This window comes from Mycobacterium sp. shizuoka-1 (assembly GCF_002723835.1).
Lineage (GTDB): Bacteria > Actinomycetota > Actinomycetes > Mycobacteriales > Mycobacteriaceae > Mycobacterium.
The window spans coordinates 1-26,249 of the sequence record NZ_BEWG01000136.1; the positions used below are offsets into that span (position 1 = coordinate 1).

At 66.6% G+C, this 26,249-nt stretch carries 29 protein-coding genes and 1 pseudogene; 8 read left to right on the top strand and 22 right to left on the bottom strand.

Features of this window, described 5'->3' with window-relative positions:
* Nucleotides 1-188, top strand: a 188-nt coding sequence (locus MSZK_RS33315; RefSeq protein ID WP_233211610.1) for a hypothetical protein, incomplete at its 5' end; no start/stop codon positions are given.
* Nucleotides 189-340: 152 nt separating this feature from the next.
* Here the strand turns inward: MSZK_RS33315 and MSZK_RS30785 are convergent.
* From MSZK_RS30785 to MSZK_RS30795, 3 genes are all read right to left on the bottom strand, one after another.
* Entirely contained in the window at nt 341-1,006 is a 666-nt protein-coding gene (locus MSZK_RS30785; RefSeq protein ID WP_142390039.1) for a PE-PGRS family protein, read from the bottom strand.
* A 90-nt stretch (nt 1,007-1,096) separates the two neighbouring features.
* Entirely contained in the window at nt 1,097-1,576 is a 480-nt protein-coding gene (locus MSZK_RS30790; RefSeq protein ID WP_099252310.1) for a sigma-70 family RNA polymerase sigma factor, read from the bottom strand.
* Nucleotides 1,569-2,537, bottom strand: a complete 969-nt coding sequence (locus MSZK_RS30795; protein WP_142390040.1) for an RNA polymerase sigma factor — start codon at nt 2,535-2,537, stop codon at nt 1,569-1,571. The genes MSZK_RS30790 and MSZK_RS30795 overlap by 8 nt, the downstream gene beginning before the upstream one ends.
* Nucleotides 2,538-2,863: 326 nt before the next feature.
* Between MSZK_RS30795 and MSZK_RS32215 the strand changes: the two genes are divergently transcribed.
* Nucleotides 2,864-3,067 (top strand): hypothetical protein, encoded by a 204-nt coding sequence (locus tag MSZK_RS32215; RefSeq protein WP_142390041.1) that lies wholly within the window; start codon nt 2,864-2,866, stop codon nt 3,065-3,067.
* 96 nt (nt 3,068-3,163) lie between these two features.
* Here MSZK_RS32215 and MSZK_RS30800 read toward each other — a convergent pair whose 3' ends face one another.
* Together MSZK_RS30800 and MSZK_RS30805 are read right to left on the bottom strand one after the other, a co-directional pair.
* On the bottom strand, nt 3,164-4,399 hold the full coding sequence (locus tag MSZK_RS30800) for an FAD-dependent oxidoreductase (RefSeq protein WP_099252312.1): 1,236 nt from the start codon (nt 4,397-4,399) through the stop codon (nt 3,164-3,166).
* A gap of 248 nt (nt 4,400-4,647) precedes the next feature.
* Entirely contained in the window at nt 4,648-5,133 is a 486-nt protein-coding gene (locus MSZK_RS30805; RefSeq protein WP_099252313.1) for a ribbon-helix-helix domain-containing protein, read from the bottom strand.
* Between the two features lie 409 nt (nt 5,134-5,542).
* Between MSZK_RS30805 and MSZK_RS30810 the strand changes: the two genes are divergently transcribed.
* The 3 genes from MSZK_RS30810 to MSZK_RS30825 all read left to right on the top strand — a co-directional run bounded on the left by MSZK_RS30810 (nt 5,543) and on the right by MSZK_RS30825 (nt 8,624).
* Nucleotides 5,543-6,634 (top strand): hypothetical protein, encoded by a 1,092-nt coding sequence (locus MSZK_RS30810; RefSeq protein WP_099252314.1) that lies wholly within the window; start codon nt 5,543-5,545, stop codon nt 6,632-6,634.
* Nucleotides 6,635-6,824: 190 nt separating this feature from the next.
* Complete coding sequence (locus tag MSZK_RS33320) at nt 6,825-8,318, top strand: hypothetical protein (RefSeq protein WP_233211611.1); 1,494 nt, start codon at nt 6,825-6,827, stop codon at nt 8,316-8,318.
* 102 nt (nt 8,319-8,420) lie between these two features.
* Entirely contained in the window at nt 8,421-8,624 is a 204-nt protein-coding gene (locus MSZK_RS30825; protein WP_065071637.1) for a hypothetical protein, read from the top strand.
* A 97-nt stretch (nt 8,625-8,721) separates the two neighbouring features.
* Here the strand turns inward: MSZK_RS30825 and MSZK_RS30830 are convergent, their stop codons facing one another.
* The 4 genes from MSZK_RS30830 to MSZK_RS30845 form a co-directional block, all read right to left on the bottom strand.
* Nucleotides 8,722-9,543 (bottom strand): hypothetical protein, encoded by an 822-nt coding sequence (locus tag MSZK_RS30830; protein WP_099252315.1) that lies wholly within the window; start codon nt 9,541-9,543, stop codon nt 8,722-8,724.
* A 161-nt stretch (nt 9,544-9,704) separates the two neighbouring features.
* Nucleotides 9,705-10,769, bottom strand: coding sequence for an HNH endonuclease (locus MSZK_RS30835; RefSeq protein WP_099252316.1), 1,065 nt, complete (start codon nt 10,767-10,769; stop codon nt 9,705-9,707).
* A gap of 5 nt (nt 10,770-10,774) precedes the next feature.
* A complete protein-coding gene (locus tag MSZK_RS30840) occupies nt 10,775-11,476 on the bottom strand; it encodes a trypsin-like peptidase domain-containing protein (protein WP_099252317.1) in 702 nt (233 codons plus the stop codon).
* A gap of 121 nt (nt 11,477-11,597) precedes the next feature.
* Nucleotides 11,598-12,191 (bottom strand): hypothetical protein, encoded by a 594-nt coding sequence (locus MSZK_RS30845; protein ID WP_142390042.1) that lies wholly within the window; start codon nt 12,189-12,191, stop codon nt 11,598-11,600.
* Between the two features lie 148 nt (nt 12,192-12,339).
* Here MSZK_RS30845 and MSZK_RS33665 point away from each other — a divergent pair, with 148 nt between their 5' ends.
* Both MSZK_RS33665 and MSZK_RS30855 read left to right on the top strand, forming a co-directional pair.
* Entirely contained in the window at nt 12,340-13,083 is a 744-nt protein-coding gene (locus tag MSZK_RS33665; RefSeq protein WP_099252319.1) for a translation initiation factor IF-2 N-terminal domain-containing protein, read from the top strand.
* Nucleotides 13,084-13,155: 72 nt separating this feature from the next.
* A complete protein-coding gene (locus MSZK_RS30855) occupies nt 13,156-16,842 on the top strand; it encodes an N-6 DNA methylase (RefSeq protein ID WP_158230663.1) in 3,687 nt (1,228 codons plus the stop codon).
* 282 nt (nt 16,843-17,124) lie between these two features.
* Here MSZK_RS30855 and MSZK_RS30860 read toward each other — a convergent pair whose 3' ends face one another.
* The 3 genes and pseudogenes from MSZK_RS30860 to MSZK_RS30870 all read right to left on the bottom strand — a co-directional run.
* Nucleotides 17,125-17,760: a hypothetical protein gene (locus tag MSZK_RS30860; RefSeq protein ID WP_199203557.1), complete on the bottom strand. Its 636-nt coding sequence runs from the start codon at nt 17,758-17,760 to the stop codon at nt 17,125-17,127.
* 8 nt (nt 17,761-17,768) lie between these two features.
* Nucleotides 17,769-18,278 (bottom strand): GNAT family N-acetyltransferase, encoded by a 510-nt coding sequence (locus tag MSZK_RS30865; protein WP_099252320.1) that lies wholly within the window; start codon nt 18,276-18,278, stop codon nt 17,769-17,771.
* A pseudogene (locus MSZK_RS30870) lies at nt 18,275-18,580 on the bottom strand (DUF1778 domain-containing protein); the annotation flags it as partial. The gene MSZK_RS30865 and the pseudogene MSZK_RS30870, both read right to left, overlap by 4 nt.
* Nucleotides 18,581-18,729: 149 nt before the next feature.
* Between MSZK_RS30870 and MSZK_RS30875 the strand changes: the two are divergent.
* On the top strand, nt 18,730-18,930 hold the full coding sequence (locus tag MSZK_RS30875) for a hypothetical protein (protein ID WP_099252321.1): 201 nt from the start codon (nt 18,730-18,732) through the stop codon (nt 18,928-18,930).
* On the opposite strand, the gene MSZK_RS30880 is transcribed toward MSZK_RS30875, so the two are convergent.
* The 10 genes from MSZK_RS30880 to MSZK_RS30925 all read right to left on the bottom strand — a co-directional run bounded on the left by MSZK_RS30880 (nt 18,927) and on the right by MSZK_RS30925 (nt 26,246).
* Nucleotides 18,927-19,682 (bottom strand): hypothetical protein, encoded by a 756-nt coding sequence (locus MSZK_RS30880; protein ID WP_142390043.1) that lies wholly within the window; start codon nt 19,680-19,682, stop codon nt 18,927-18,929. The genes MSZK_RS30875 and MSZK_RS30880 overlap by 4 nt on opposite strands.
* Nucleotides 19,679-21,508 carry a hypothetical protein gene (locus MSZK_RS30885; protein WP_099252323.1) on the bottom strand — a complete coding sequence of 610 codons (1,830 nt, stop codon included), beginning with the start codon at nt 21,506-21,508 and terminating at the stop codon, nt 19,679-19,681. Before MSZK_RS30885 ends, MSZK_RS30880 begins: the two co-directional genes overlap by 4 nt.
* Entirely contained in the window at nt 21,505-21,774 is a 270-nt protein-coding gene (locus MSZK_RS30890) for a hypothetical protein (RefSeq protein WP_099252324.1), read from the bottom strand. Before MSZK_RS30890 ends, MSZK_RS30885 begins: the two co-directional genes overlap by 4 nt.
* 52 nt (nt 21,775-21,826) lie before the next feature.
* Entirely contained in the window at nt 21,827-22,426 is a 600-nt protein-coding gene (locus MSZK_RS30895; RefSeq protein ID WP_099252325.1) for a metallophosphoesterase, read from the bottom strand.
* A gap of 18 nt (nt 22,427-22,444) precedes the next feature.
* Complete coding sequence (locus MSZK_RS30900; RefSeq protein WP_099252326.1) at nt 22,445-22,627, bottom strand: hypothetical protein; 183 nt, start codon at nt 22,625-22,627, stop codon at nt 22,445-22,447.
* A 238-nt stretch (nt 22,628-22,865) separates the two neighbouring features.
* The gene (locus MSZK_RS30905; RefSeq protein WP_099252327.1) at nt 22,866-23,048 is read right to left on the bottom strand and encodes an antitoxin VbhA family protein; all 183 of its coding nucleotides are present in this window, start codon (nt 23,046-23,048) and stop codon (nt 22,866-22,868) included.
* A 108-nt stretch (nt 23,049-23,156) separates the two neighbouring features.
* On the bottom strand, nt 23,157-23,591 hold the full coding sequence (locus MSZK_RS33330) for a hypothetical protein (protein ID WP_233211612.1): 435 nt from the start codon (nt 23,589-23,591) through the stop codon (nt 23,157-23,159).
* Nucleotides 23,592-23,695: 104 nt separating this feature from the next.
* Nucleotides 23,696-25,090 carry a hypothetical protein gene (locus tag MSZK_RS30915; RefSeq protein WP_099252328.1) on the bottom strand — a complete coding sequence of 465 codons (1,395 nt, stop codon included), beginning with the start codon at nt 25,088-25,090 and terminating at the stop codon, nt 23,696-23,698.
* Nucleotides 25,087-25,317 (bottom strand): hypothetical protein, encoded by a 231-nt coding sequence (locus MSZK_RS30920; protein ID WP_099252329.1) that lies wholly within the window; start codon nt 25,315-25,317, stop codon nt 25,087-25,089. The genes MSZK_RS30915 and MSZK_RS30920 overlap by 4 nt, the downstream gene beginning before the upstream one ends.
* Before the next feature lie 17 nt (nt 25,318-25,334).
* Nucleotides 25,335-26,246, bottom strand: coding sequence for a hypothetical protein (locus tag MSZK_RS30925; RefSeq protein ID WP_142390044.1), 912 nt, complete (start codon nt 26,244-26,246; stop codon nt 25,335-25,337).
* Between the last annotated feature and the right edge of the window lie 3 nt (nt 26,247-26,249).

Below are 26,249 nucleotides of genomic sequence, written 5' to 3' on the forward strand. Positions count from 1 at the left end.
GCCTTCGGCGCCTATGTGTGTGGTTGAGTGTTGTTGTTATACAACAGTTTTCGAGTTTATTGGGTTGGCTGGATGGCCTGCGGCCATCGCTTGTATGTCTATTGTCATTGCTTGCAATGGTTTTGGTGTTCGTAGGTGGTAATGGCTTCGCCATTGGCCATGCCATGAAACTTACTGTATTGCAGTAATTTTCGGCTAGTCTGTCTCGGCTTCGCCTCGACCGTGGCGGGTCGCTGTCGGGTACCCGGCCGATGGATCCCGACTTACACCACCCCAAATTTGCCACATAAACAAATGACACCAATACCTGAGACGCTTACCGTACCGCGGGGCCGCGGGTTCACTCGGCGAGTTCTGCCAGCAGCTGCCCGAGGTCGATCACGTCCACATGCGCCGCCGGGCCGGCGGTGAACTCCGCGATCGTCATCGCCGGGTCGAACCTCGACGCGAACCGCTCCCGCGTACTGGGCGCCGAACGGCCCAACGCCCAACTCACCGTCGTGGTCGTGCCCCGCAGAAACGCACCCGGCCTGGCGCCCACGACGAAGAGCTGGGCGCGCCGCCCGGAGTCGTCGAGCGCCAGGTGGACGAGATCTGCGACGACGGTGCGCTTGCGCATCGTGTCCTTGCCCTTCCACTGGGCGACCTTGAATTCGGCGACGCGACGGTCGGTTTCGAGGTCGAAGGGCCGCGAAGGATCGTTCCCGGCGCCCAGCGAGGGTCGCACGGTGATCCGCTCGCCGGGTTCGAGGATGTGCGGCAGCGCCACAGCGATCGTGCACGCGTGGATCACGTCGTTGAGCCTGCCCACCTGCGAGCGCACCGTCAACGCCGCAGCCAGCAGCTCGGCGGTCAACCCACGGTCGGCGGCTGCCCCGGCGCCCGCCGCACCGGAGCAGCCCACCAGGGCGGACTCCACACCGGCCAGTCGCGTGGTGAGACCGTCAGCGCGCAAGAAACCCAGCAGGGCGGTCACCGCCGCCAGATCGTCCCCGTCCCCGTCCATGCCCATGTTCTACGCGACCGCGGGGAGGGGAAGCGGGAAGCCAGCCGACAGCCACGCCGGCGCCGACCGCGATGCCGACGGGCTGCTGCCCTATCTTTTGCCGTCCGGTTTCACCGGACGGCCTTGTCTTCTCGGGGGCGGCAGCAACGACTCGCCATTTCCCACCATCGATGCGAGCTTATAAATTCGCCTATAGCGACGGTGCACCGTCAGGATGGTCACCTCCAGGATTTTCGCCATCGCGGCGAAGGTCCACCCGTTCATCGCCAGGACGAGCATCTTGCGGTCGAAGGGGTTGAGGGCCAAGTCGGCCAACAGGGCTTCCGTGGCCTGTCGACGTTCCCGGCCCATCACCTCATCCACCGCCGCGGCGTACCGGTCGTCGGCATCCGCCTCTGCCACACGGTGCCGCAGCCGCGCAGCCTGGTCATCGCTGACCCGCCCGCGTAGGGCACGAGCGCCTGAGGAACCCAGCGACGATTCCGCCAACAATTGCTCAAACCGCTCATCGGCGATCGTCTCCGGGGACGCTCCGCGCCGGTCCTGGTCACCGGCTGCCTGGTCAACCATCGCTGTGCCTCCTCATCGCTCCGCGAATGTCTTTGCGGCGCAACCGATACAACCGCGCCTCCACCGCACGCTCGGTCAGCCCCAGCATCTCGCCGATCTCCTTCTGCGCATACCCGGCATCGGTGAACCGCACGATCACCTGTTCGGTGTCACTGAGCTCGGTCAGCACCCGCTCGAAGTGATCCCCATCAGCAGCCGCGCGGGCCGGCTCGGCGAACACGTGCGGTCCGCGACTCACCTCGGCCAACCGGCCGCCATGCTCGGCGAGTACCTGAGGATCGGCCACCTGGTTGGGACCCCACCGCCGTTCAAGGCGGCACCACCGACGGAACTCGTTGTTGAACGCCTGCACGCACGCCCCCACGAAGAACGTCGTCAAGTTCGCTCCACCCTGCGGACTCCACCCGCGGTCGGCGATCGCCTGATCGCGGAAAGTCTTCACCGCCCGCGCCACGGTCTCGATGCACAGTTCCTCGCGCACCTCCGCGTCCCGAGCCAACTCGGCCAGTTCCGCATCAGTCGGTGTCAACGGCCGCCCGATCTGGTTGACCTTCACGAACACGTAGCCGGTGAACAACCACGCCGCCATCACCGCCCACCCGTAGCGGCCCAAGTCCTCCGCCAGCCGGTCCCACCGCTTGCCCTCGAACCCCTCGGCGCGGACCGCGGCGAACACCTCGGCATCCACCGCATGCCGGCGCACCCGTTCGGCCAACTGCTCCACCTCGGCCCGGTCGGCGACCGGAACGTTGTCGAGCACCTCCGCCTCGGTGACCCCTACCTCGGTGATGTCCTCGACGTCGCCGGCGACGTCATCGAGGTACTCCTCGTCGAGATCGTCGTGCACGTGATCGCCGTCGAGATCGTGAGCCTCGACATCCCCACCACCGTGGGCCCACTGATGTTGTAGGTCATCACCCCGCACCGGGCGCGGCTCATCACGACCAGCAGCATCGGCCACCACGAACACACACCCCCTCACCCACCGGGCGGGATCACTCCGTCATCGACACACCTACGAGTCCATCACATAAGGACTCACCCAAGCCGTCGGCGCCTTCCGTGCTCGCAAGCTGCGCGCGTCGTCCCCAACAACTCAGACGACTCCTTATATGTCGTCCCCCACCGGCCGCCCCACGCCTGAACGAAAAAACTTTCGCCACCCCCCGGCTACCGCGCTGACCTGCACCGACGCCGCACCCCGTGTGGGGTCATCGCCGCGCCCGGACCTATACCTCCACAGAGGTATCCCCCATCACCAACACCTGGAAAGGGCCCCCACTAACCATGACCCGTCATCCCTACCGCCCCCCTCGGCGCAACCCTCTGATCACCCTCACCGTGGTCATGGCCGCGCTGGTCGTCCTGACCATCGCCATCCCGTCGCTCTGGCCGGCCACCACCACCGCCGTCCATCTCGGGATCGCCGTCATCGCGCCCATCGCCGCCGAGGTCGTCCGCCAGCTCCACGACCGCACCCCCCGTCCATGAACGGCCATCACGGCACAACGCACCCCCGCTGCAAGCAGCGGGGGTGCGAAGGATCGATGCCGCGCGTGGTGAACCTCGGCGGCGGCGACGAGGGTCCTAGTCCTCGGTGCGGGTGTTCCCTGGGTGGATCTGGTGACCTTCGGGCAGCGGCAACCGCAGCGCGTCCGAGACCACGGCCGGGCCGATGGTGAACCCGCTACCGCCCATACCGCCGATCACCAGCATCGGCAGACTCCCCACCAGTTGCCATTCAGCGATTACCTTCGACGCCCTCGGACGCAATCCGAACCAGTAGCTGCCCGGTGCCAACGGGTCCGCCGGCAGCGCCGGCGCCAGCATCGGCATCCGCTCCCGGATGCGATCGTGGACCGCCAGCAAGTGGTCCCGAGCGAAGTCCGGGGCCACTGCGATATCCCGGTTGGCCGCCAGGATGTCCTCCATGTCGGCCTCCTCATCGAGGATCTCGTTGCACACTCCGCCGAACCAGACGTGCCCGCATCTCAGGTGCGGGATCGAATACGTCAACTCGTGGTTGAGATCCTCGTCCATCACCACGACGTGCTTGAACATCTCGGGCAGCGCCTCCAGCTCACCGTGCACCAGCACGCCGAAGTCGGCGTCGAAGCGTTGGTCGCCTTCTCTGCCCTCACCGATGACGAATCGGGTGCGTGCGCCGGCGGCCACCACCACCACGTCGACGCCGTAGGTCTCCGACAACGTCACAACATCAGCCGGGCCGCGCACGTGATTGCGCACCACGATCACCGACGGGTCGGCCTCCAACGCCTGGCGCCAACGCGGCATCAACGTGCACGACGAGATCACCGAGCCGTCGTCGATCCACATCCCCCGATGCCAGAACGGCAGGTCGAAGTCCGCGGGATCGATCGGGGTCGCTCGGCCCGGGTGACCGTCGGGAACCGGTACACCGTCCTGCAGCCGCGAGACGAACAGGCTGGGCATGGCCTCGCGGAACCCGCTCAGACCCGCCTCGCCGAGGATCTCCGGCCACTCGACGAACGACCGTCGAGCCCACGTCGCCACGCGGGTGTCGGGGTTGGCGAACGGCATGTGCCAGGCACCCGACCCGTCCGAGGCCCCTCCGCGACCGTCGTCGATCAGCACGATGCGCACCTCGCGTCCCACCTCGCGAGCGGCCATCAACACGAAGTGCGCCGTCAGCGCACCCACGACGCCGGCCCCCACCAGCGCCACCTTCTCGACCCGGCCCGTTCGCACCAAGTTGATCAGAGATTCCACCGAGTGATCCGGGTGCCACGACGGCACGCGATCCTCGTCGTTGAAGCTGGTGTCATCAGAGTTTCGGGCCATCACGGGGGTCCTTTCCCAAGAGCCTGCACCGTGTCAGCACCGGGGCCACCAACAGACCCGGACGGCGAGGGTACCCAAGACTGTACATCGCAAAACCTACTTTGCACTACTCGTCAGTAGAAAACGAGACTCTCCCTATTGCCCAGGAACGCAAAGGGTCCCGCCCCTCCTGCGCACCCTGCGCGGAGGAACGGGACCCAAAGCAGTGGCCCGCCGGCCAGCCCTCGCCCCTCGGGGCGAGGGCTGCGTCAGTGGCTATGGACTGGGTGGAAATTCCGGAGGTTGGCGTTGACGAGCTCCTCGAAGAGGTACTTGTCGACAGCCATCCGCATCATCCGTGCGCGACCGATGCCAGTATCGGCGCACAACCGATCAAGTCGTGCCGACATGTCCTCGCTGACGTAGGCGGACAACCGCTTGGTATAGCGCGGTTTCGGACCATGTCGCGGCGCAGGACTGGGATCATGGAGGGCCCGATCGCCGGCGACCACCGCCGGCAAGCGATGGGCGTAGGAACGCAACTCCTTGTTGATGACGTCGGGATTGCGCTCGGCCTCGATCACCAATTCCGACACCGTCTCACCGAGCAACTTCGACGTCGTGGTCCCGCGCGCACGAGCCACGACCACAAGCAAGTCGGCGATGATCGGCAGGAACCCGATCGAAATTTGCTGATCCAGTCGGTCCACCGGATCCGAACGGCGCTCAGGCCGCTTGAAAAGACGCTGTGACATGGGATGGAGCCTTTCTCTGTCGTGCCTGACCGGCCGATACCGGCCGGGAGGAAATTCTCATCAGACCAATACATTAGTTGGGCTAATGTTTTTGGTCCGATGCACGCATAGTAGTGCAAAGTCCTGCACTGTAGGTGCCACCCGCACACCTCGTCCAAAATGTTTCGCTGCCGTGCCCATCACGTCATCTTCCCCATGCCCAATCCAAACACCGAAAAGCGCTGCAAGGCAACGGTTACGCGGAAGATCACGGCTCCCGGTCGACAGCCATGCCGCATATTTGCCACACACATGATCAGGACGCCTACCCCCACACCCGCGCCCTGGTGGGCGACGCCAACCGATTACCCCCCATCAGCGGATGGCTGGCAAACCGAGGACGTCTGAGCGGGGGTGAAAGATGGCGGCCATGGGCAAACGCGCGCGGTTGGACCGCCGCAGCAAGCGGCACATCAAGGTCGACGACGCCGCGGACGTCGTGGCTGGATTGCGCTTATGGGCCAGCGGCGGCGGCACCCGCGGACCCGCCGGCCGATGGGCAGGTGCCGCAGCTGCGGCGATGATGACTCGGTGGAACACCAGCCCGGTGGTCCTGCGGGTCGACGGTGACTTCGCCGCTGCCCTGATCGACTCCCACACCGACGTCGAGCTGGTCCCCGACTGGATCGACCGATTCCCGTTCAACGCCATCGCCTACAGCCTCGCCGAACCCCTCTCCCTGCACGACGGCACCCGCATGTGTCACTACACCGGCATGCTCGCCACCGGCATCCGGGCCGTCGACGCCGCCGGAACACCCGGACTAGACCTGTCCACCCCGGCCCAACCCAGCGAGGACCGCTGGCAGCTCGACGGCGCCCAGATCACCCACTACGTCGAGATCCCCGGATCGGACGGCGTGCGCTGTATTTGGGTGTTCAAAGAGGACGGGGACCCCCGGCCTCGGTTGCAGAGTGTGTCCTTCCAGCTGCGCGGCGACCTGGCCGACCAGGAGACCACCCTGTCCGGGCTCATCGACAGCTCGGTTTCCATGGCCACCGACTTCGGACAGTCACAAGGCCGAGAACTCCCCACGCTGATCACCCTGTCCTTGTCGCTGCTGCTCTACACCGCCGCCACCGACCCCGAACTCGACTGGCCGCCGCCCGAACACATCGCCCGGCCCCATCACATCAAGACCACCCACATCGGCAACCTCGGATGGCGCACCGGAGCGGCCCTGCGCCAACACCGAGTCCCCCCACCCACCGGCGATACCAATGGGACAGATTCCACCGCCGGCACCAGCGGCATCTCCTCTCCGAGCGGTCGACGCCTACCAGCACACATCCGCAAGGCCCACTGGCACCGCGTCCGCATCGCCGAACGCGACACCAACGGCAAAGTCATCGGCACCCTGCACGGCGTCCAAGGAATCGACTGGCACTACGAACTGCGCTGGTACCCACCCACATCCGTTAACGCCGACCACGGACACAACCCCACCGTCCGAGACCCCTAGCCGTGAAACCGCTGTTCGTCAGGGTTGCAAGTTAGAGTCAGAACCGGGTCGACGCGCATGCCAACTCCACAGCGACAGACGGTGATGTGATGTCCATCACACTAGTGTCGATTCGTCCGGACGAGCCGCCTGAACAGTAGAGGGCCGAGAAATCTTGGCCTCGCCTACATCCAGCAGGAGGTTCCATCCAATGTCAGAACGCGACGAAGACGACGTTCCCGCCAGCCCGGCGGCCGACGACGAGACCAGCATCGACCAGCCCGTTCACGGCACCGAAGGCTCACCGACCGATCGACTCGTGGACCTCGCTGCGGCGGCGATCGAGGCAGGCAACCCCTTGGCCATCGACGGGCTCGCCAAGGCCATCACCGCACTGAACGGCTCGGTCGGATCACCGAACTGGCACCAGTTCACGCCCCAGTTCGAGCTGCCGGCCATCGACTTCCCCATGCCGAAGCTGCCCGCCATCGACTTCCCCATGCCGAAGCTGCCCGCCATCGACTTCCCGATGCCGAAGCTCGACATTGGCCGACAGTTCGACGCCAGCCGCTATAACCTCGGTCACACCCGTGACGTGGTGGGCATCGACGCCCTCATGGCCGGCTGCGGCGTCGCAGACAACTACCTGCGCGGCATCAGCGGCGCCGGGGAAGCGTTCACCCGCGCCCTTGAGAGCATCGCCCAGCTGGATCGCACCGGACCCCTCGCCCGCGGCTACAGCCGCTATCCCGGCGCCATCGCCACCGGCCCCGGCAGCCTCACTGGCTGGCTGGACTCCGCAGTCCCCCGCGTCGACATGACAGCCTGGTCCAACGTTGTCGGCACCGCCTCGGCGGTCAATACCGGCATGCACGACGCCATCAGCGCCGCGGCCCGCACGATGCTCGACCTCAACAGGTCCTACCACGCGCTCGACGACCTGATCTCCCCCGCACTGCGCAACCTGCAGACCAGAATCGACGAGTTCACCCGCCTGGTGCCGGTCGTGCAGTCGGCCGCCGGCATGTGGTCAACGCAGATCACCGACTTGATGCACGGCTGGACCGTGCTGTCGGACTTCGGCCACCGACTCGCAAGCAAGGCCCTGCACCTAGCTCTCATGACCCGCGACGCCCTGATCAACGACACCGACCGCGACGCGGTACGCCGGGCAGTCATCGACTTCATGCGCCGCGTCCTGGGCTACAAGTGGCACCCCACCGACGCCCGCATCGAGGCCGTCGCCTCGGCACTCCTCGACGACGCCTGGCTTCCCCCTGTTGGCACCGCATTCGACGCGGACTACGACCCCGTCGATCCCCTCCGCAAGATCGTCACCTACCAGCACGGCCTGTGGGTGCCGCTCACCGAGACCAGAAGGCGCGGCCGCACGATCGCCTCGCTGGATGAGCCCGATCGCGCCGCCCATGACAGCGACGGCGACACCCCCACCACTCCGATGGACCGCTTACGGGCATCGGAGTTCACCCCCAAACGCCAGCCCATCGCACACCCCGTCCTCAAACGCGTCCTGGAACCCCTGTCTCCCATCGAGCAGGAGATCGTGATGGCCAGATTCTGCGACGGTGCCCGAACCTGGGCTGACGCCGCCATCATGTCCGGCCGCGACGCCCGAGAAGGCGAAACCGTACGCCGCAAGTTCCTCAAACTCAAAAAGGCTGAGCAGCAACGCCGTTCGGCATAACCACCCTCTTCAGATCCACCACCAGAGATGTCCGGTCCCGCCCCACTGGCGCGGGTCACCGGGCCGATGAAGTAATCCGCAACAAAGAAGGAGATCACCATCATGGCCAGAAGTCGAAGCGCCGTCACCGGCCGGTACGTCCGTCGATCCACCGCAGTGCGCAACCCGCGAACCACGGTCACCGAACGCGGCAGCGGCCGCAACCGCAGTTCCGGCACCCGTCACCGCAGCGCGGTCACCGGACGTTACGTCACACCCGCCACCGCCGCGCGCCATCCCCGCACCACCGTCACCGAACGCGGCTAGGGCCACGTACGAACACACCGGGACACCCGCGTCCCGGTGTGTTCGGTGCCTCAACGTGAAGCCGAACACGTTCTACTCAAGGTTCTGACCTCGATCATCACGGACGCGGTTGAGTGGCTACATGGGCCGGCACGCGGGACAAATCCCGGACCGCCTCAGAGCCTGCCGACGACACGGACCGCACGATCAACATCGCATCCGTATGCCGGTGATTGTGTCGCACTCGGAACATCTGCTCATGGTGCCCGACCCGGTTACGCACGCGCCGCAACCTCTCCAGTGCTGCACTCAGCGCATAACCCTGCTCTACCGTTGTTGGAACGGGGTGCGCCGGCGGGAACCGTGACCACCGCCTGTTCTGCCACACCGTCGACAGATTCGGAAATGCTGCGCTCGTCGCGTTGATCCACAACTGCTCATGCCTGGAAAGCCCCGAAGCGAACCGCTGGCGGCTCAGCTGAGTCGGCGGGTCATTGGGCAGCAGGTGCACCAGATTGCCAAACGTCAGCTGGGCGACCAGATCGTCATGACCGATCGGAACCCCCTGCCGGGGGTGCGGACCGAAATGGGGATCCGCCATCGCTCGACCCCGCTCTGCACGGGCGGCCGCAGCCTGCAAATCGCTCAGCACACGCCGTCCCAGGATCCGACCCAGCGGTGCCGCCGGGTTGGTCAACCACTCCGGGCCATTGCCCTGCGCAGCGTTCCACCTGCGTAACTCAGTATCGAGGGCGTGCCGCACGATCATCTCGACATAGGCCAGCACTTCGTACCAGGCCGAGCACATCCCCACCTGCCACACGTACAGCGCGGCGATCGCATCAGCACTCGGCGGCGGCGTAACGCCACCCGCCGTCCAGAAGTCCCAGTAGGGCTGCAACCTCGCCGACGGAAGCAAGGCCGTGATGCGCTGCGGCATCTCCAGACCCTACAAAAGCCAAACGCCCCGACACCTGGTCGGAGCGTTTGCTTCAATAACGGCTCATCCTGTGAGCACGTTTTCCGACTCAAGAATAGCACCCCCATCGGGGGTCTAGAAGTGGTGGCCGCTGCGCCCGAAGATGATCCGCGCGGGACCACCTAATCGTCGTAGAACCGCATCATCGCAGCCCGGCCGCGCCACTCGTTCTCGTAGGGCTCGGCCGTATCTACCCACACATCGGCGACATCGGCGCCGGTGAACGTCACCTGGAAATCTCCGGTGAAGTCGAAGTCAGCCCTCCGATAGGAGGTCCACCGTTCGGGATCGGGGTCGTACTCCTCGATCTCTGCGATGAAGGTTCCGTCGAACTCCCCGGAAAGGACTACGCTGCCGTCTTCGTACCGCAGCTCGGACACGGAGATCCCGATCGGGTTGGCACTCGGACGCTCGTCGCGGGAGGCGCTCGCGTACCGCCCGTCCATTCCGTTGCGGAGCCACCTGTCGACCTGTTCTTCGATGTCGTCTCCGATGGACTGGCGTACAGCGTCGATCGCGTCGACCATCGAGATGCCCATTACGTCCTCAAGGATCACCAGCGCACGCTGTCCGTGGGCGTCGAACTCGGCGGTGGACCGCTCCTCGGGCAGTTCGACTTTTCGCCCCCGAATCGTCGTCGGATGCCGGACCGTGTAATCCCGGACGTATGGCGCGGTCAAGATGTTCGGGAAACTTTCCCGGAAGATCGGCATGATCGCCAACCCGAACGCTGTGATCGCCTCGGCGACATCAGGACTCGCCAAGTCCGCCGCGGTGACCGCGAGCAAAGCCTTCACGACGGCATCGTTCTTGTAGAAGCCCTCCAGGTTCCGTCGGACCTTCGGCGCGTTCGACACCGCGGCCTTGCGCATGGCGTCCACGCGCGGGGCGTCGTCGAACTGACCGTTGCTCTTCTCCTTGTTGCAGGGACCGCAAATCGGCGCCAGGTTCTCCGCACTGTCGGCATCGAAGTCCAGATCATCCGCCCTGCTGCGGGGATTGAGCGGGATAATGTGGTCGATTTCCAAGTCCCGGAACGTCTTCGGCATTTTGCACCAGTAGCACTTTTTGCCCCATACCTGTACCAACGAGAGCAGCAGTAGCCGATTCCGCTCCGGTGAGTACGAGTACCGCGCTTCCACACCCACCACGCTCTGTCCGTTACGCGCAGGGCCGGGATGCGTCATGGTGATCAGACCCCTGCGTTCACGAACGCATCGATCGCGTCGACCGCGTGCTTGATGTCGTAGACGACAACCAGGCCGGCGTTGGTGGGCACTGTGAAGCTGACGCCGTCCGGCAGGTCGGCGCCCGCTACCTCGATATCGATCCGGTGCAACCAGTAGGCGCTGACGACGCCGAGCACGTGCCACGTCGAGCCCGTGCCGCCCCCGTTGGCGAACACCAACGGGCCGCCGGAGAACCCGGGCAGGTTGTGGCCGTCGATGATCCAGGCGGCGACACCATTCAGGTGCGCCCGCTGCGAGACTATTCCGCGCCTCACCGCAGGCAGCCGGCCCATCAGGGGCAGAGTGCCCGTCAGCGGAAACCCGAGGAAGAACACCTCCTGGCTGAGTGCCACCCCTTCAGCGGACGGCACCAGCGTCATGTCGTCGCGAACGATCTTCCTACCTCCAAGGTCGAACACCGCGATGTCCGGTCCGGCCTCGACCAGCGGGACCGGCGCCAAAGGCCCCGACAGCCCGACGTCGAGCCCGTTCTCTCCAGTGAGGGTGAGGGCAGCGACGCCGTTGTGGACCGCGGCGTCAGCCACGTGCTTGGCCGTGATCAGCCACTGCCGGTCTTGGTGGTTGATCACGAACGCCGACGCAGCGCCGCCGGTGTACTCGACCTTGAACGTGCGCATCCAGCACTGAACGGGAACAACCGCCATGGGCAGAGCGTAGGCCGCAGCGTCGACAAAACTGGCCCGTCACGTCGGCCACCACGCGGCTTTGCCGCGTACCGCGTCTCAGCCGTATCCGCGAGGCCGCCGCCCGGTTCTTCGAGGAGGACTAGCTGCCCGCACTCGGTCCGCAGAACAACCAACGCAGGTACTGGCCGGTGTCGGAGCGCCAGGCCGCGCTCCGGTCGAGGGTGCCCATGAACTCATCGAGCGCCTCGGGGATGAACCCCTCCTGTAGCAGCTCCAGCCGGATCAGTTGATCGTCGTCGGGAACGTGGTCGGTGATCGGAGGCGGTAGACGGAACCACAGGTGTCGGCCCTGTCTGCCGGGCCACCGCGGGTCGGCGTACTGGCCGATCTCCGCGAGGTCGAGGCCGCCGAACTGGTGGCCGTAGTAGTCGACTTGCGCGAGGAAGGGGTCGTCATACGGACATCGATCCACGATCTGTAGCCGGCGGGCTCGCGCCAGGGAGCGCACCGCCCGGTGCGCACTCACGCGATCACTACGTGGATCTCCGAAAGCAACCACATCGAGGAGATCGATGGTGTACCAACGCCACCGCGCATGCAGCGTGGTGCACTCCTCTAAGAAATACTCGGGGAACAGGTCCGACAGCGCCCTGATGTCGTAGCAGTCGGATTCTCCGCGAGACCACAGTGCACCCAGAATCTGCCGTTGCAGCGCTCCAGGTCCCCGCGACACCGCCTGATTCTAAGTGTTGCCTAGAGACTTTTAAGTGTTGTCAAACATAACGTCCCGTCGGGGTCCGAGGAGAAAATAGTGCTGGCCCACACCGTTGCAGCGGTGCGGGCCAGCGAAAGTGTCCCCGCGTCTGAAGTCAGGAACATCCATGAGGTTAGACCCTCCGCCCAAGCACACGATGCGCGTCCATGAACTCGCCAAGGAGCTGGGCTGGCCCCCAGCTCGACTTATCGACGAGCTACGCCGACGCGGCGAATGGGTCAAGTCAGCGATGAGCACCATCGAGGCCCCGGTGGTGCGGGCCATTCGTCGCGACTTCGCCGCCGCTGATCCCCCGGCCGATCCCGAGCACTCTCTGGAACCGGCCCTCTACGGAGACTCCGCCGACCTGGCCCTCCCCACTGAGCCGCCCGGAGAGACGTTCGCCCAAGCCCTGGCACGGGTCAAGGCCGAACCGCCACTCCACCACCAGAAGTCCGCCACGTCGAAGACCGGCCGGTGGCGTCCGCCGGTCCTGCAGGCGCTGCTCGATGAGGTCATCGCTCAGCGTCCTGAGCACCTTCACCCCAACGGGGAGTGCTTCGGGTGGGAGTTGAAGAAGGCCGAGAAGATGCATCTGCGGTGGACAGCCGCGCGTCTCGACGGCCTCGCTGGAGAGGACCCCATCGTCATCGAGTGGATCCGGCTCAGCGGCGGGCAGCGGCCTCACCTAGCCGCCGAGCTGTCCAGCGCGAGCATCACCCCGGGTGAGGCGGGCCTGCGGCTCGGCTACAGCGGGCGCGTCGATACACGGATGGACACGCTCTACGTCCGCTTCCGCGATCGACGTATCACCCGTTCGGAGGTGATTGTCGCGGTACGGCAGTGGCGCCAGAACACCGCGACCGGCTGACCCACTGGTACGTGGCTAGCCCTCCGCGAGGCTGCGTCACGTCTGACCAGCCTCCTTGTAGCGTTGCGGAGCATGGCAGCAACGGCGGTGGGCGGGGCGCGCGGTGCGCTGATGGATCGGCTGATCAACAAAAGTGATGCCGTCCGCAGTGAGGCCACCATCCAGTCCGATGTACGGATGCTGCTCCTGGATCCCGAACTGGGCCTGGCCGAACGTGACCTCAACGTCGACCTGGAAACCCCTGCTGGTCATGGTCGGCGGATCGACGTGGAGGTGGGCTGCACCGTCATCGAGGTCAAGCGCTCACTATCAACGCCGGCAGCAATCACCGCGGCCCGGCAACAACTGACCGGTTACGTAACGACCCGCTCAGCGGAGATGGGCCAGCGCTACGTCGGCATCCTCACCGACGGCCGGCTGTGGCTGGCCTACCACGAAGTCGACGGTGAACTTCGTGAAGCCACCCAGATCATCACTACCCCGGGAGACGCCGGCGCCGAGGAACTGCTGGGCTGGCTCGAAGGGGTGCTCGCGACCCGCCGGTCGATTCGCCCCACGCCGAACGAGATCGCCGAGCGCCTGGGCGCCTCCAGCTCTTCACATGCCTTGGACTACTCGACACTGGCCGCGATCTATACCGACGGCAAAGACCTGCCTACGGTTCGGTTGAAAAGGGAACTATGGGTCAAGCTGCTGCGTGGCGCCCTGGGCACCCAATTCACCGACAGCGACGAGCTGTTTCTCGAACACACCCTGCTGGTCAACTCCGCCGAGATCATCGCCCACCTTGTCCTGGGCCTGCGGGCTGAGGATCTCGCGCCAGCAACGCTGCTGTCCGGTGATCAGTTCGCCGTCGCCGGCCTGCACGGGGTCGTGGACCGGGACTTCTTCGACTGGGTGCTCGAAGTCCCCGGCGGCGAGGGCTACATCACCTCACTGGCGCGCCGCCTGGCCCGCTTCGACTGGTCGGCTGTCGAACACGACGTGCTCAAAGTGCTCTACGAATCGGTGATATCGGCGCAAACCCGTAAGGCACTCGGCGAGTACTACACTCCGGACTGGCTCGCCAATCGCGTTGTCGCCCAGACAATTACCGACCCGCTCAACCAGCGGGTACTAGATCCCAGCTGCGGTTCAGGAACGTTCCTGTTCTATGCCGTGCGCCGCTTCTTGGCAGCCGCGGACGCGTCCGGGGTCAGTCTGGCTGATGCGATGACGCAAGTCTCCTCACAAGTGATCGGGATCGACTTGCACCCGGTCGCCGTCGCGCTGGCGCGGGTCACGTACCTACTCGCACTTGGCCGGGACCGGCTCAACGCCCGCGAACGGGGCAGCCTATCGGTGCCGGTTTACCTCGGAGACTCGCTGGGCTGGGATCAGCGTGAAGATCTGCTCACCGTCGATTACCTGGTGATTCCGACTGACACAGGTGATCAGCTGCTGTCCGGGGAACTGCGCTTCGCCGACCACCTGCTGGCCAACAGCGCCAGCTTCGACGATCTGGTGCAGGCACTGGTCGATGAGTCCGGTCGGGCCGCGGGTAAGGCAACCAACCGGCTCAGTGAAGGCACGGTGCGCCGGCTGGCGCTCGCTGCCGCCGACCTACCCGCCCTCAACGCCAACTTCGTCCGGCTCAAGGAGCTGCACGAGGCCGGCCGCAACCACATCTGGAGCTACTACATCCGAAACGCGGCCCGCCCCGCCTGGTTGGGACGCGATGAGAACCGCGTCGACATTCTCGTCGGAAATCCGCCGTGGCTGTCCTACCGGTATATGACCGCCGCCATGCAACGACGTTTCAAGTCCCTAGCCACCGACCGCGGTTTCTGGCACAACGAGACCACCGCCACCCACCAGGACCTCGCCGGGCTGTTCATCGCCCGCGCCGTCGAGCGCTACCTCAAGACCGGCGGCAGCTTCGCGTTCGTCGTCCCCAACTCAGTGGTGGACCGCGAATACTGGGCCGGATTCCGGCGCGGCCAGTTCGACGGCGCCCACGTCGCCTTCACCCCCAGCTGGGATTTGCGCCGCATCCGACCCCACCTGTTTCCTCGAAGCTCCGCAGTCGTCTTTGGCACCCGCACCGCCGCCGCCAGGCCGATGCCGACCACGGCGCTGGTGTGGACCGGCCGCGCACCGCACCGCCACGCCCACGTCGAGACCGCAACCCAACTCCGCCAACACCTCGGCGAACTCAGTGTGGGTTCCGAAGACGACGAACGCTCCCCCTACGCCGCACGCTTCAGCCAAGGAGCGACCTTGGTTCCGAGAACGTTGTGTCGCGTCGAGCCGGGGCTTACCACCGGGTTGGGTGTGCCTACCGGTCGACTCGCAGTGCAATCGAAGCGCTCCGCCACCGAAAAGCAGCCTTGGAAGGGTCTGCCTGCCTTGACCGGCATCGTGGAGTCGGAATTCGTCTGGCCCACCCTTCTCGGTGAACAAATCGTGCCATTCCATGCCCAAGATCCCGAACAGTTCGTCCTCCCTCTCACTCGCGCGGGAGAGATGCTCGACGGCGAGAACCCGAAGATCGATGCCTATCCTGGCTTGGCGGCATGGGTGCGGGCCGGAGAAGACCTTTGGGCCACCCATGGCAAATCCAAGCTGACCCTGACCGAGCGATTTGACTACATGCGCACGCTCACTCAGCAGCTGCCCATCCCACCAATTCGTGTGGTGTATACCAAGTCTGGCATGCACGTCGCCGCCGCTCTAATAACCGATCATGCGTCCGTCATCGACCACAAGTTGTACTGGACAGCGGTATCGACCCAGGCCGAGGGCCACTACCTCGTCGGAATCTTGAACGCCCCCAGCCTTACGGAGCTGGTCCGGCCTCTCATGTCGTACGGCAAAGACGAGCGTGACATCGACAAGGCGGTCTGGAGGCTGCCGATCCCCACCTACGACACTGACGATCCGATCCACACCGAAATCGCCGCGCTGGCAAGTGAACTGGCCGCTCAGATAAGCGCAATGTCCTTCCGATCGGACAACTTCGTCACCATCCGCCGTGACATCCGCAGACACCTCACCAGCAGTTCCGCGGGTCAACGACTCGACTCACTTGTCGGCGCGCTACTCGGCGTCGACGACGACGCCACCGTTCCCGTGGCCGCCATCGACTTGGCCTTCCCCGCCCCCACTACAACGCGCCTCATCCGAACCACCGACACCCAATCGGTGACCGTCGCCGCCGTCGAAATCGACGTGGATTGCGAATTCGACCGCGACGGGAGGGTGTACCTGTGGGGAGCGCTTTTGAGCACCTCGACCACCGAACCGACTTATTACTCTTTCGGATCTCCCACCGCAGGTTTCGACGAATATGCCTTAGCCACACAGTTTTTGGACTGGATCACCAAGCAAGTGGCCAACCACGACGACAGCACTGCGGTGTGGTTTCACTACGGCTCCACTGAACCCCGTCAACTACGGCGCATCCTCGGCCCGGCCGCTGACACGATCCTCGATCGAGCCGTCGACGTCCTCACCGACACTATCCGTCCCAACTTCTACGGGCCCGCTGGATACAGCCTCAAACAGCTGGCTCCCGCCGCTGGCGCACAATGGCGCACCGCCGGCGCCACCGGCGCCGACACCCACGCTTGGATCGATGCCGCCCGCTCCGGGGATCGAAGCGCGTGGAACACTCTCACCGGCTACAACGAGGATGACGTCCGCGCGCTGCGTGCACTCCGTACCGCGATCGCGGGCATGTGGGCGCCTGGATCCACCCTGGACCTGGCCCCTGCATAGATCACGTTCGCATTTCCGGCCCCGTTGCACGGCGCGGGGCAGCAGCGCTGCTCGCGCTCGGTTCCGCCTGGCGCGGCGTGTCGATCGGTACGGCAGCCATGGCGAGATATCGTTGGAATCGTCTCCAAGACAACCCATCGGGGATGGGAAATGGGGCTAGCCGCCCCGGTCCGAACCGAGTGCCAGCTTGATCGGACACAGCCTCCAGGTCTGCCAACCCGGAGGCTTCCGTTGTCTAGGCCCGCAGACTCCCAGCAACCTCGGTGGCGCCGTTCCCCTCGGTCATCGGAGTCCACCACCGGCGGTGTCGTGGTCATCATCGGTCAGGATCTGCTGGACGACTTTGATGATGCCGCGCAGCGCCTCGTCCTCGGTCGGCGCCAACCAAGAGAGCGAGGGGAATTCGGCGACCAGGCCCACGAATTCGTTGTCCGCGGGCGACCACTCGACCCGGTAGGCATAGTCCGGCCTGGCGGCGGCCTCGGCGGTCCGCGCGTGCCGCAGATGGTCGCGGATCGTGGTGACGATGAACGCCGCCCGCTCTCGAAGGGTTTCCCCGTAGCCCTCGGCGGCGGTGGTGCCGGTGGCGATGAGGTCTCCCCTGGTGATGCCGGGCTGCTGCTCGTGCAGGTCCAGTTCGATGTCCCAGTCCCCGCCCCGTTCGCGGAAGTAGAAGCTGTGCCCGTCGACCTGGCCTTCCCACTGCTCGGGCACCTGACCACCGTGGCGGCCGATGACGACGCCCGGCTGATCGGCCAGCCACGCTCGCAGGTCGGCCTCGGCGGCCTGTTGATCGGCCTGGAGCTGCTGGCCTTCCGGTGAGCGCCGGAACTCGTCCATGTGGTCGAGAAACCCCTGGAAGGTCTCTGCTGATCGCCAGCGCCGGTCCCCCGGTGTGTTCTCCGTGTCGTCGGGCATCGGCCGCTTTACCTCGGCGTCGGTTCGATTAGGGCGCGGGCTTCTTTGATCAACAGCAGCAGGTGCAGCGGGTCGGTCGGTGACGGCTCGAAATCGAAGTGCGCGTAGAACGCCCGCGCCTGCTCGTGCAGCGCGTGCACCAGCAGTGCCCGCACGCCGATGATCTCCGCAGCCGCCACCGCGCGGATAATTGCGTCCCGCAGCAGCTGCGCGCCCAACCCTTGGCCCTGTTCCTTGCGGTCGATCGCCAGCCGCGACAACAGGATCACCGGCACCGGATCGGGCATGTTGCGCCGCACCCGTCCCGGTGTGCCGGCGCGTTCCACCGCCGCCGAGGCCAGCGCGTAGAACCCGACAACGCGGCCGTCCCGGCACGTCACGAAACACCGGGAGGCACCCTCGACGTGGTTGGCCAGGGCGCGGCCCCGCAGGTACTCATCCAGGGTGGGCTCACCGCTGTCGAAGTCGGCGACCACATCGTGCTCGCTGATCGGTCGAGGCGCGCTGTAGCCGCTCACTCGTCGAAGATCGAGGGCTCCGCGAACAACTTCTCCAGCCGCGGCTTGTGCGACACCGGCCGGTCCAACACCGACACAAACTCCGACCAGGCCGGTGCGTCAAGCATGAACAGCCGGCGATCGGCGAGCACGTCGCGGGCATGCGCCAGCGTCGCGGTCACCGTGAAGTTGGTCAGATCCGTCCCCTCCACCTCGGCGGCACGACGAATCAGCGCGTCCTGCTCAGCCGTCAGGCGCACCGCGAACCGCTCCGTCTTCGTAGCCATGCCCTCCATTGTGTGCCTATCGGGCACACAATGCAACGGGGTGTTGCACGCCTCTGACCAGCCTCGATGCACCTCATACCTGTAAAACACGGTCCGACTCACGGGAAGAGTTACCGGGGCCAATGGGGTCGCGGTGGGGACGACCACGGTCGTCTCGTCGCTTTCAACCCCTGTGAGGGGGAAGCATGTCTTCTCGTCTGCTGACCGCGCTCAAGCTTCTGCTGACCACGGTAGTCGTCATCGTCGCGTCCTGGTTGGCGGTGTGCATCGTGGCGATGTTCACCGGCCACACCGAGGTTCTGCCCGCCATCGGTGCGGTGCTGGTTGACCTGATCGAAGCGCTCGTCACGCGCCCGATGCACGACCTGGCCACCACGGCGGCCTAGTCGTGGATGCGGATGTCCTCGATGACCTTGACTGTCATGGTGCGTCCGGGCCGGCCGCCCCAGTCCGGAAGCACCTGCACGGTGATCTGGTCGCTGAGTAGGTCGCGCTGGGTCTCGGTGTCCTCGATGGCGTAGGCCGTGACGAACACCTCGGCGTCCTCACCGGACAGGTGCAGCTGTCCGGTGAGCTGGCGGTCGTAGTCGGGGGTGATCTGGCCGCGCTTGCCGGCGTGGAAGAGGTCGCCGATCACGGTGAACTCGACGACGATCACCGTGGCCCCGGCCGGCGGTGCCAAGGTGCCGCCGGCGTCGCGCCACCGGCCGGCGGCGCGCTGGCTGATGCCGGCGCGCGCCGCGAACGGCTTGAGGCCGCCAGCGCGGTCAATGGCGGCTTGGCGGTCGGCGCGGGCCTGGTCGACCCCTTTGGGTGCGGTGCCCCGGGCAGCGTGGCGGCGGATGGTGCTCTCTGCAGGGCGTCGGCCGGTCTCGCGTTCGATGCGCCGCGCCATGTCGCGGGCACCACGACGGGCGGCCTCGGCGCGGCGCTGGGCCTCGCTCAACCCGGCCCAGCGTTGTCCGGTGAGTTCGCGCAGCTTGCGGTCCACCAGATCCCGGAAGGCAGCGGCGAACCCCCGCGCCGGCCCCTGTCGCGTTGCTGGCGCGGCCGTGCGCTGCGGTGGGGCCGATTCCGCCGGGGCTGCCGGGTTCGGGCCGCTAGACGGCGCTGAGCCGCCCAGACGGATCTTCCTCACGCCGGCGCGCCTTCACCGGGGTCGGCGCTGGTCCACTTGACCCGGTACTTGCCGTTGGCGGTGGAGTCCTCGGCCAGGATCTGCGGATCAACATCGGGATCGAGCCGGTACACCCAGGCGTCCAGCTCGGCGGAGATCGGGTACAGGCCGTGGGTGTCGGCGATGCGTCGGGCGTAGCGCAGGGCACGCCAGCGGGTGTCGGCGCGAATGGCGGCATACCAGGCGGGCTGCTGGTGGGAGCGCTGCTGCGGTCCCCACTTGTCGGTGCTCATCCGCCCCAGATACGTGGTGTAGATGCCCTTGACGAAGTCCTGATAGTCCTCGCGGTCGGCCTCGCGAGCCTCGATCAGCTTGGCGCGCAACACATCCGCCCAGGTGCGCAGCATCCGTCCCTGCTGCGGCCACACCCAGGCGGCGTCGATGTCGAGTTCGGCCACACTCAGCCCGGCGCCGCCGAGTTCGACCGGGGCGCTCAGATGCTGCACCGCACGGGTGGTGACCCACACCGTCACCGGGGCATCCCATCGCATCGCCGGGTGCGGCAGCGGCAGCCGCTTGGTCAGCCCGTCGAGATCTCCGGCCGCCGGCATCGAGATACGCCACAACCCGAACGGCGGCTTCTGCTCGTCGAACACCGACGTGGAGATCCGTTGCAGCTCTCGCGGTGGGCCGTGGCCCAGTTCGACCTGGACCGCCGAGGCCAGATAGGCCGCGCGCTGGTCGACCTCGACGTCGATCTGGTCGCCGATCGCGCGGTGCGGGCGATGGTCCCAGGTGGGTGCGACGATCGGTTCGAGCTGGCCGCCGGACTCCACGGCCACCTGCGCGGGCAGCGGGCAGGCCTCGATGGTCTTCTGGCCTTGGCGTCCGCGGCGGCGCACCGCGTCGAGCACCTGGGCGCCGACCGTGGCCCACCGCGAGGCCGGCGCCACCCCCTCGGCGATCCCGGACAGCCACACCATCCGCTGGGCCAGCAGTCGCACCGCCGCGGTTTCGTCTTCGGGCAGCTCGGTGGCGGTGCCCTCCCAGCCGGCCACCCCCATGTCTCCGGGCCGCTGCGCCGGCGGATCTGTGTAGAGCAGTGGGATCAACACCACGTGTGCGTTGCGGGCCTGGCCGTCATCGTCGCCACCGAATTTGACTGTGAACCAACCGGATTGTGACCACGACACGTCACCGTGGAACAGTTGCGCGACCGTGGCGGCGGCATCGATCGGCGCCTCGCTGTCGGTGGGGAACCCGAGTGCCTCCAGCGCCTCGTAGGTCAGCCACAGCTGCGGCAACTCTTTGGGTTTGCGGGGCCAGCGCCACCCCAGCAGGGCGCCGAGCGCACTGCCATCGGGCATCGGTCCGGCCAGCACCGTTCCCGAGGGGGCGACCACACCGCGGCTGGTGATCAACACGATGCGCCCGTCGGCGGTGATCGGCTCTTCCCACACCCGCGTCTTCGGTGTCCACGGCGTCTGCGACCCGGCCCCGGCATCATCGGCAGCGGTGTCCCCCACCGGTGCGCCGGCGGGAGGGTCTTCGGCTTCGGATGTGTCGAGGTGGGTGTCCTCCCAGCGCTGCACCGTCTGTTCCAGCCACCCGCGGGTGGCTCCGGTTTCCCGGTCGGGATCTCCGATCACCACGTCCGGGTCGGGGAAGCCGGTCGGCAGGGTGGTGCGCGCGATGCGGGTCAGCACCTGCTGGCGTGACAACGCCACCACTGGCGCCGGCCGGCCGTGGTCGGCGGCCATCCACGCCAGGATGTCGTCGAGCTCGCCGCCGGCGTCCCCGGTGACCAGATAGCTCTGCCCGCCGGTGTAGACCCAGTGCTCGCTCATTCGACCCCCTGCACCGGCGGCGGGAGGTGCGCGGCCAACGCATCAGGGAGGCGTCCCAGCCGCCAGCGCCGCCGCAGCGACTCCACCGCACTGGCCGTGCGCCCGACCTGCACCGCGGCCTGCGGCACGGTCAACGTCACGTCCAGGGCGACCCGCGCATCCGGGATGGACCATGGCCGCCGCTGAGCCGAACTGTCCGAGGCGGTGCGCGCCGCCCTGTTGCGGATATAACGCGCCTGCCGCGTCTCGACACCACCGTCCGACATACGGGCGAATGTATCAGGTATTGCAGTTGTAATACCTGAGGGTCAGTGGTGTTTATGCCGTTGCGCTGTCGAGGATTTGAGCGATCTGGTCAATGGATACCGGCGTCAGCCCCCAGGCATCGAGGCCGACATGGATACCGCGCGGTCCGCTGCGCCGGCTGGCGCTGTGGGTGTGGCCGTGCAGCAGCCAGGCCCCGCAGTCGGGCAACCGCCACTGATCGAAACGCCGAGCTGCTCGCCCCTCCCCCGAATCGGCGCCGTCGAGGTAGGGAAAATGAGACAACAACACCTGTTGACCGGCGAGTTTGCGTCGAGCCGACTGCTGCACCGAGGCGAACACCTCCAGATATGCGGGCAGCGCTTTGTGGGCGTCCTCATGCATCGGGTGCACGCTGTCGTGGTTGCCGGCGATCAGGTGCTTGGTTCCGGGTCGGGCGGTGAGCCACGCCAGGGCGCGCTGCTGGCTGCCCCGGCCTCCGCCGGAGATGTCACCGAGCAGCCACACCACGTCGGTGTCGGCGATCTGAGCGTCCCAACGCCGGGCCAGCTCGGCGTCATGCCCCGCGGGATCATCCTCGAAGCCCCGCAGGCCGGCTACGAGGCGGTGCCCAATATGCAGGTCAGCGGTGAACCAAACTTGTGTTCGCGCCACCGTGTATCACCGTGACCATTACGCGGCCACCAGGATCGCGCCGGCGATCAGCAGCCCTGCCACCACGATCGCCACGGCGATGATGACGGCGGCTTTGATCTCGGCAGCGCTGCGAGCCTCGGCGGCGTTGGCCGCGTCCAACCCCCAGGCGATCGACTGCATGTTGGGTGCAGCCGCCGTCCACGGCATCGGATCCTCCACGGGAGATCTCCCCTTCGGCGCGCTGAGTCTTTGGCGGACCTCAGCCTATCGGCCTCCGCTGACAAAGTTCACCACGGCCGGAAAGTTTCGGGATGCACAATGCCCACCCGATGGGGTTTTCGCGACGACGACACCCGTTGCTGTTCAACGGTATTGACGGCACCAATGCCAGTTGTCTTGTCAGTGATTCGCCTGCATGAGCGAGGTCATGATCTGCACAGCACCAGGGCTTGGGTAGCTACCGGACGCCGTACCGCTGGCGTACCCGGTGACCTAACTGCGCGGCGGTGATGGTGCCTTGCACGTAAGCGAGCTGATCTGCCCGAGTGGCGGCGGTACTGCTCGCCCCCTCCAGCTCGGTGCTGCACCGAGCCGACCGGACGGTCTTCATCCTCCGGTTGGCCTGGGACGGGTCGGCCATCGGGCGGTTTAGGAGTCGGCGAGCTTGGCGACGCGGGGATCGACAGGACGGCCGGTCTTCTTGCTCGCGGTGACCGCGGCCCGGGCCGCAGCCTTGCGCACGGACAGGCTATAGGTCTTGCCTGCCGGTGGGGTTTTCGTCGTCTTGGTCCCCTGAGGGTTCTTCGAGGGCCACTGCTTCGCCATCGTCACCCTCCTCTGCGGCGGCACTGCGGGCGATGAGTTCACCCACTACTTGAACGATATCCGAATCGTCCTTGGTTGCGAGCGGTGAAGCAACCAGCACATTGATCAGTTCCCATCCCAGCTCTTGCTCAGCCGGGTCGTCACTGAAGACACGTTCATAGGCCCACGCCAGGCGCCGCCACCACTCACTACGCCGATCGGCGGTGTTCTTCTGCCGCCAGGTGATCAGCACACCGGCGATGGCGATCAGACCGACGATCAGCGTGACCCATGCTTGTGCTGGCATGTCGAGCACGCTAGCCACCCACGGTGCACAGGCCTCGCCTCCGACACGTTCTGCGGGCGTATTTCCGTCCATGCCTCAAACCGTAGAAAACGAGGGTGCAGAACAGCGCCGCCCGAGGCGGACCGGTTGCCGTTTTTCGTGTCACGTACTCCGGCAGGTGTTCGGTGCGGTGCTGCTCAGAGCAGGTTTTCGTACGGGGATGGTGGTGCTGGCTGAGGGACCGTGGCGCTGGGCGCCGGCGGAACCTCAGACCGCGGAGCCGCTCCTGGCGGCGGTGCGGCCGCAGCGGTAGGTGGTGCGGCAGCGGTGGGCCGGAACACTCCCTGAAAGCCGCGTTGGTCTTTCAGGACGTCCTCGAGTGTGTGGGTCACGCCGGGCTGGGTTGGGTCAGCGACCAGATCCGGCGCGACCGCGACCATGGTCTTGTCCTGCCACTTCAGCACGTCCCCCGGCGCCATGTCGGCAGGGTCGACCTTGGCGCCGAGGTTCTTGCCCTCTTCGGGCAGTTGCAGCCCGGTCGGGCTGTAGGCCTTCTGTGCGGCATCGCCACCTGGTGAGGCCGTGTTGATGGCGTTCTGGGCGGCCTCGGCGGCCTGCTTGTTGGGCGCTTCCGCCGTCGCGCCGTCCGGGAGAGTCACGGTGTGCGCGGCGGCGGCACCCCCGGGCTGTTCAGGCTCCGTGCCCGCCGCTTCAGCGGGTGCGGCGGGCGCTGGCGGCGGCGGGTTCTGCGGACCTGGGTTCAGCGGCGCGATCGGCGCCGCGGTGTCGTCATCGTCCCCTACCGCGTCCAGGGGGATCAGCGGCTCGACCGCATCTGCGCGCGCCGATAGTGGTGAGCTTGCCCGGCCCCCTGCGGGCATTCCCGGTGCTCCTGCGTTCTGTGGCATGAGGCCCCCCAGCCCGGCCATCGGGTTGCCGCCCATCGGTAGGCCGCCGCCGGTGCCGAGCAGCGGAGCGCCGCCGCCGAGGGTGGACAGCAGGTCAGCCAGGACGCCTGAGCCCGGTTTCGGTTCCTTGGCCGTAGCCGCCGGCGGTGTCCCCGGCGGCGGAGTGTCGATGCCGGGCAACGGCATGCCCTGCGAATAGTCGATACCGGGCGGCAGGGGTACCGGTTCGGATTGGGCCGCGTTGTTCACTTCGGTTTTGACCGTGGCCAGCATCGTGGACTCGGCCTGCAACAGTCCGTCCCAGTCATCGCTGTCGAGCGCTTCGGCGGTGGAGTTGAACATCGCGATCGCGTTGTTGATCGCGTCGCGGCCGGCGCGCGTTCGATACGCCGAATCGTGCACCGCACTCTTGAATGCCTGTGCCGCAGCGTCGAACTCGGATTCGATGCGCTGGAAGTCCCGCTTGAGGTTGTCATAGGCGTCGATGCCCGAACCCTGGCCGGTGGCCGTGCTGAACGGGAACTCCGGAAGCGCACTGGCGGCGGGATCGCCGCTGCCGAACAGCTCGTAGAGCCGCACCGCGACTGCGGTGAGCTGGCGAGGAATGTCCGGGTCGGCCGCGCTGGCCCACTCCGGGTAGAGCAGCGCGGTCATGCCCGCCGGCACGGCGACCTCTTCGCTCACGACGGTGAACGCTCGGCGGCATCAGCGGCGGCATACCAGCCGTCGTCATAGCCGAGCTTGAGGTCCTCGGCGGCGGCCCGGATCGTCTCGACACTCAACGCGCCGGTCGCGGTGATCCGCGAAATCCACAACGCCAGGCCGTGCGGGTCCGCGCCCGCGTCGACGCGCTCGGCGAGCAGATCGAGCTGGGCGCGGGTCAGCACAGCTGACGTCGGTGTGGCATCCATATCCCGATGGTGTCCTTTCACGCTGACGCCCGCACCGCGCCGGCGCGAGCTTGTGCGGCGGCCACCAGATCCTCGGCGACCAGATAGACCGCCGGCCTGCCGGCGGTGGCGTGTCCCTGTGGGTCGACGTGCACCACCCGCAGCCGCTGCGCCGGCCCCAGAATCGACTCGTCTTCGGCCGGGTTGGCCGATACCGACCGGATGGGCAGCGCTGCCCGAGACTGGATCACCATGATGTAGGCCTGCTCCTCATCGGCGAACTCCAGCGCCACGGCCGTGTTGTGCGACGTGCTGGCGATCTGCCCCAGGTCCACCCGCGCACCGACCGGATACACCGTGTCGAACAGCTCTCGCTGGTCGTTCCACCCTGGCGGCATCGGAACACCGCGCAGCACCGTGGCCGCCGGCCGGCGATCGGCGCGCGCATATTCATCGAACTGGGTCAACACCGACACCACTCGATCGGCCATCTCCCGGGCCTCGGGATCGACCGGCGGGGGCTCATCGCCGGTCACCGCGCGATTCATCTCCGGCGACCAGCCGGCGGTGTAGGCGGTGAGGGCGTCCCGATCAGCCTCCGGCATATCGTCGAGGAAATCGTTAGCATCGTGGTCCTGCCAGGTCTCTATCCGGCCCCGCCGGTTGGTGTAAAACCCCCACGCCTCCGGATCACCAGCCCGCTCGGCGATGACTGGGAAATCTGCGGCCGACTCGGCGCCGAAGGCGCGGATACCGCACCGCCGCAACTCCATTCGGCGCCGGGGGTCCAAGCCGGCCGGGGACGGCGGGGGTGGTGCCGCGAGCAGGGCGCGCAGCCGGTCCTGGTCGTGCTCCGCCGCGGCGACCAGCGCCACCGAGGACTGGTAGCGGGCGCGCTGGTGGCCCGAGCAGCGGCGGGGCCCGCCCGGCTCACGACTCGATCGGCACACGCT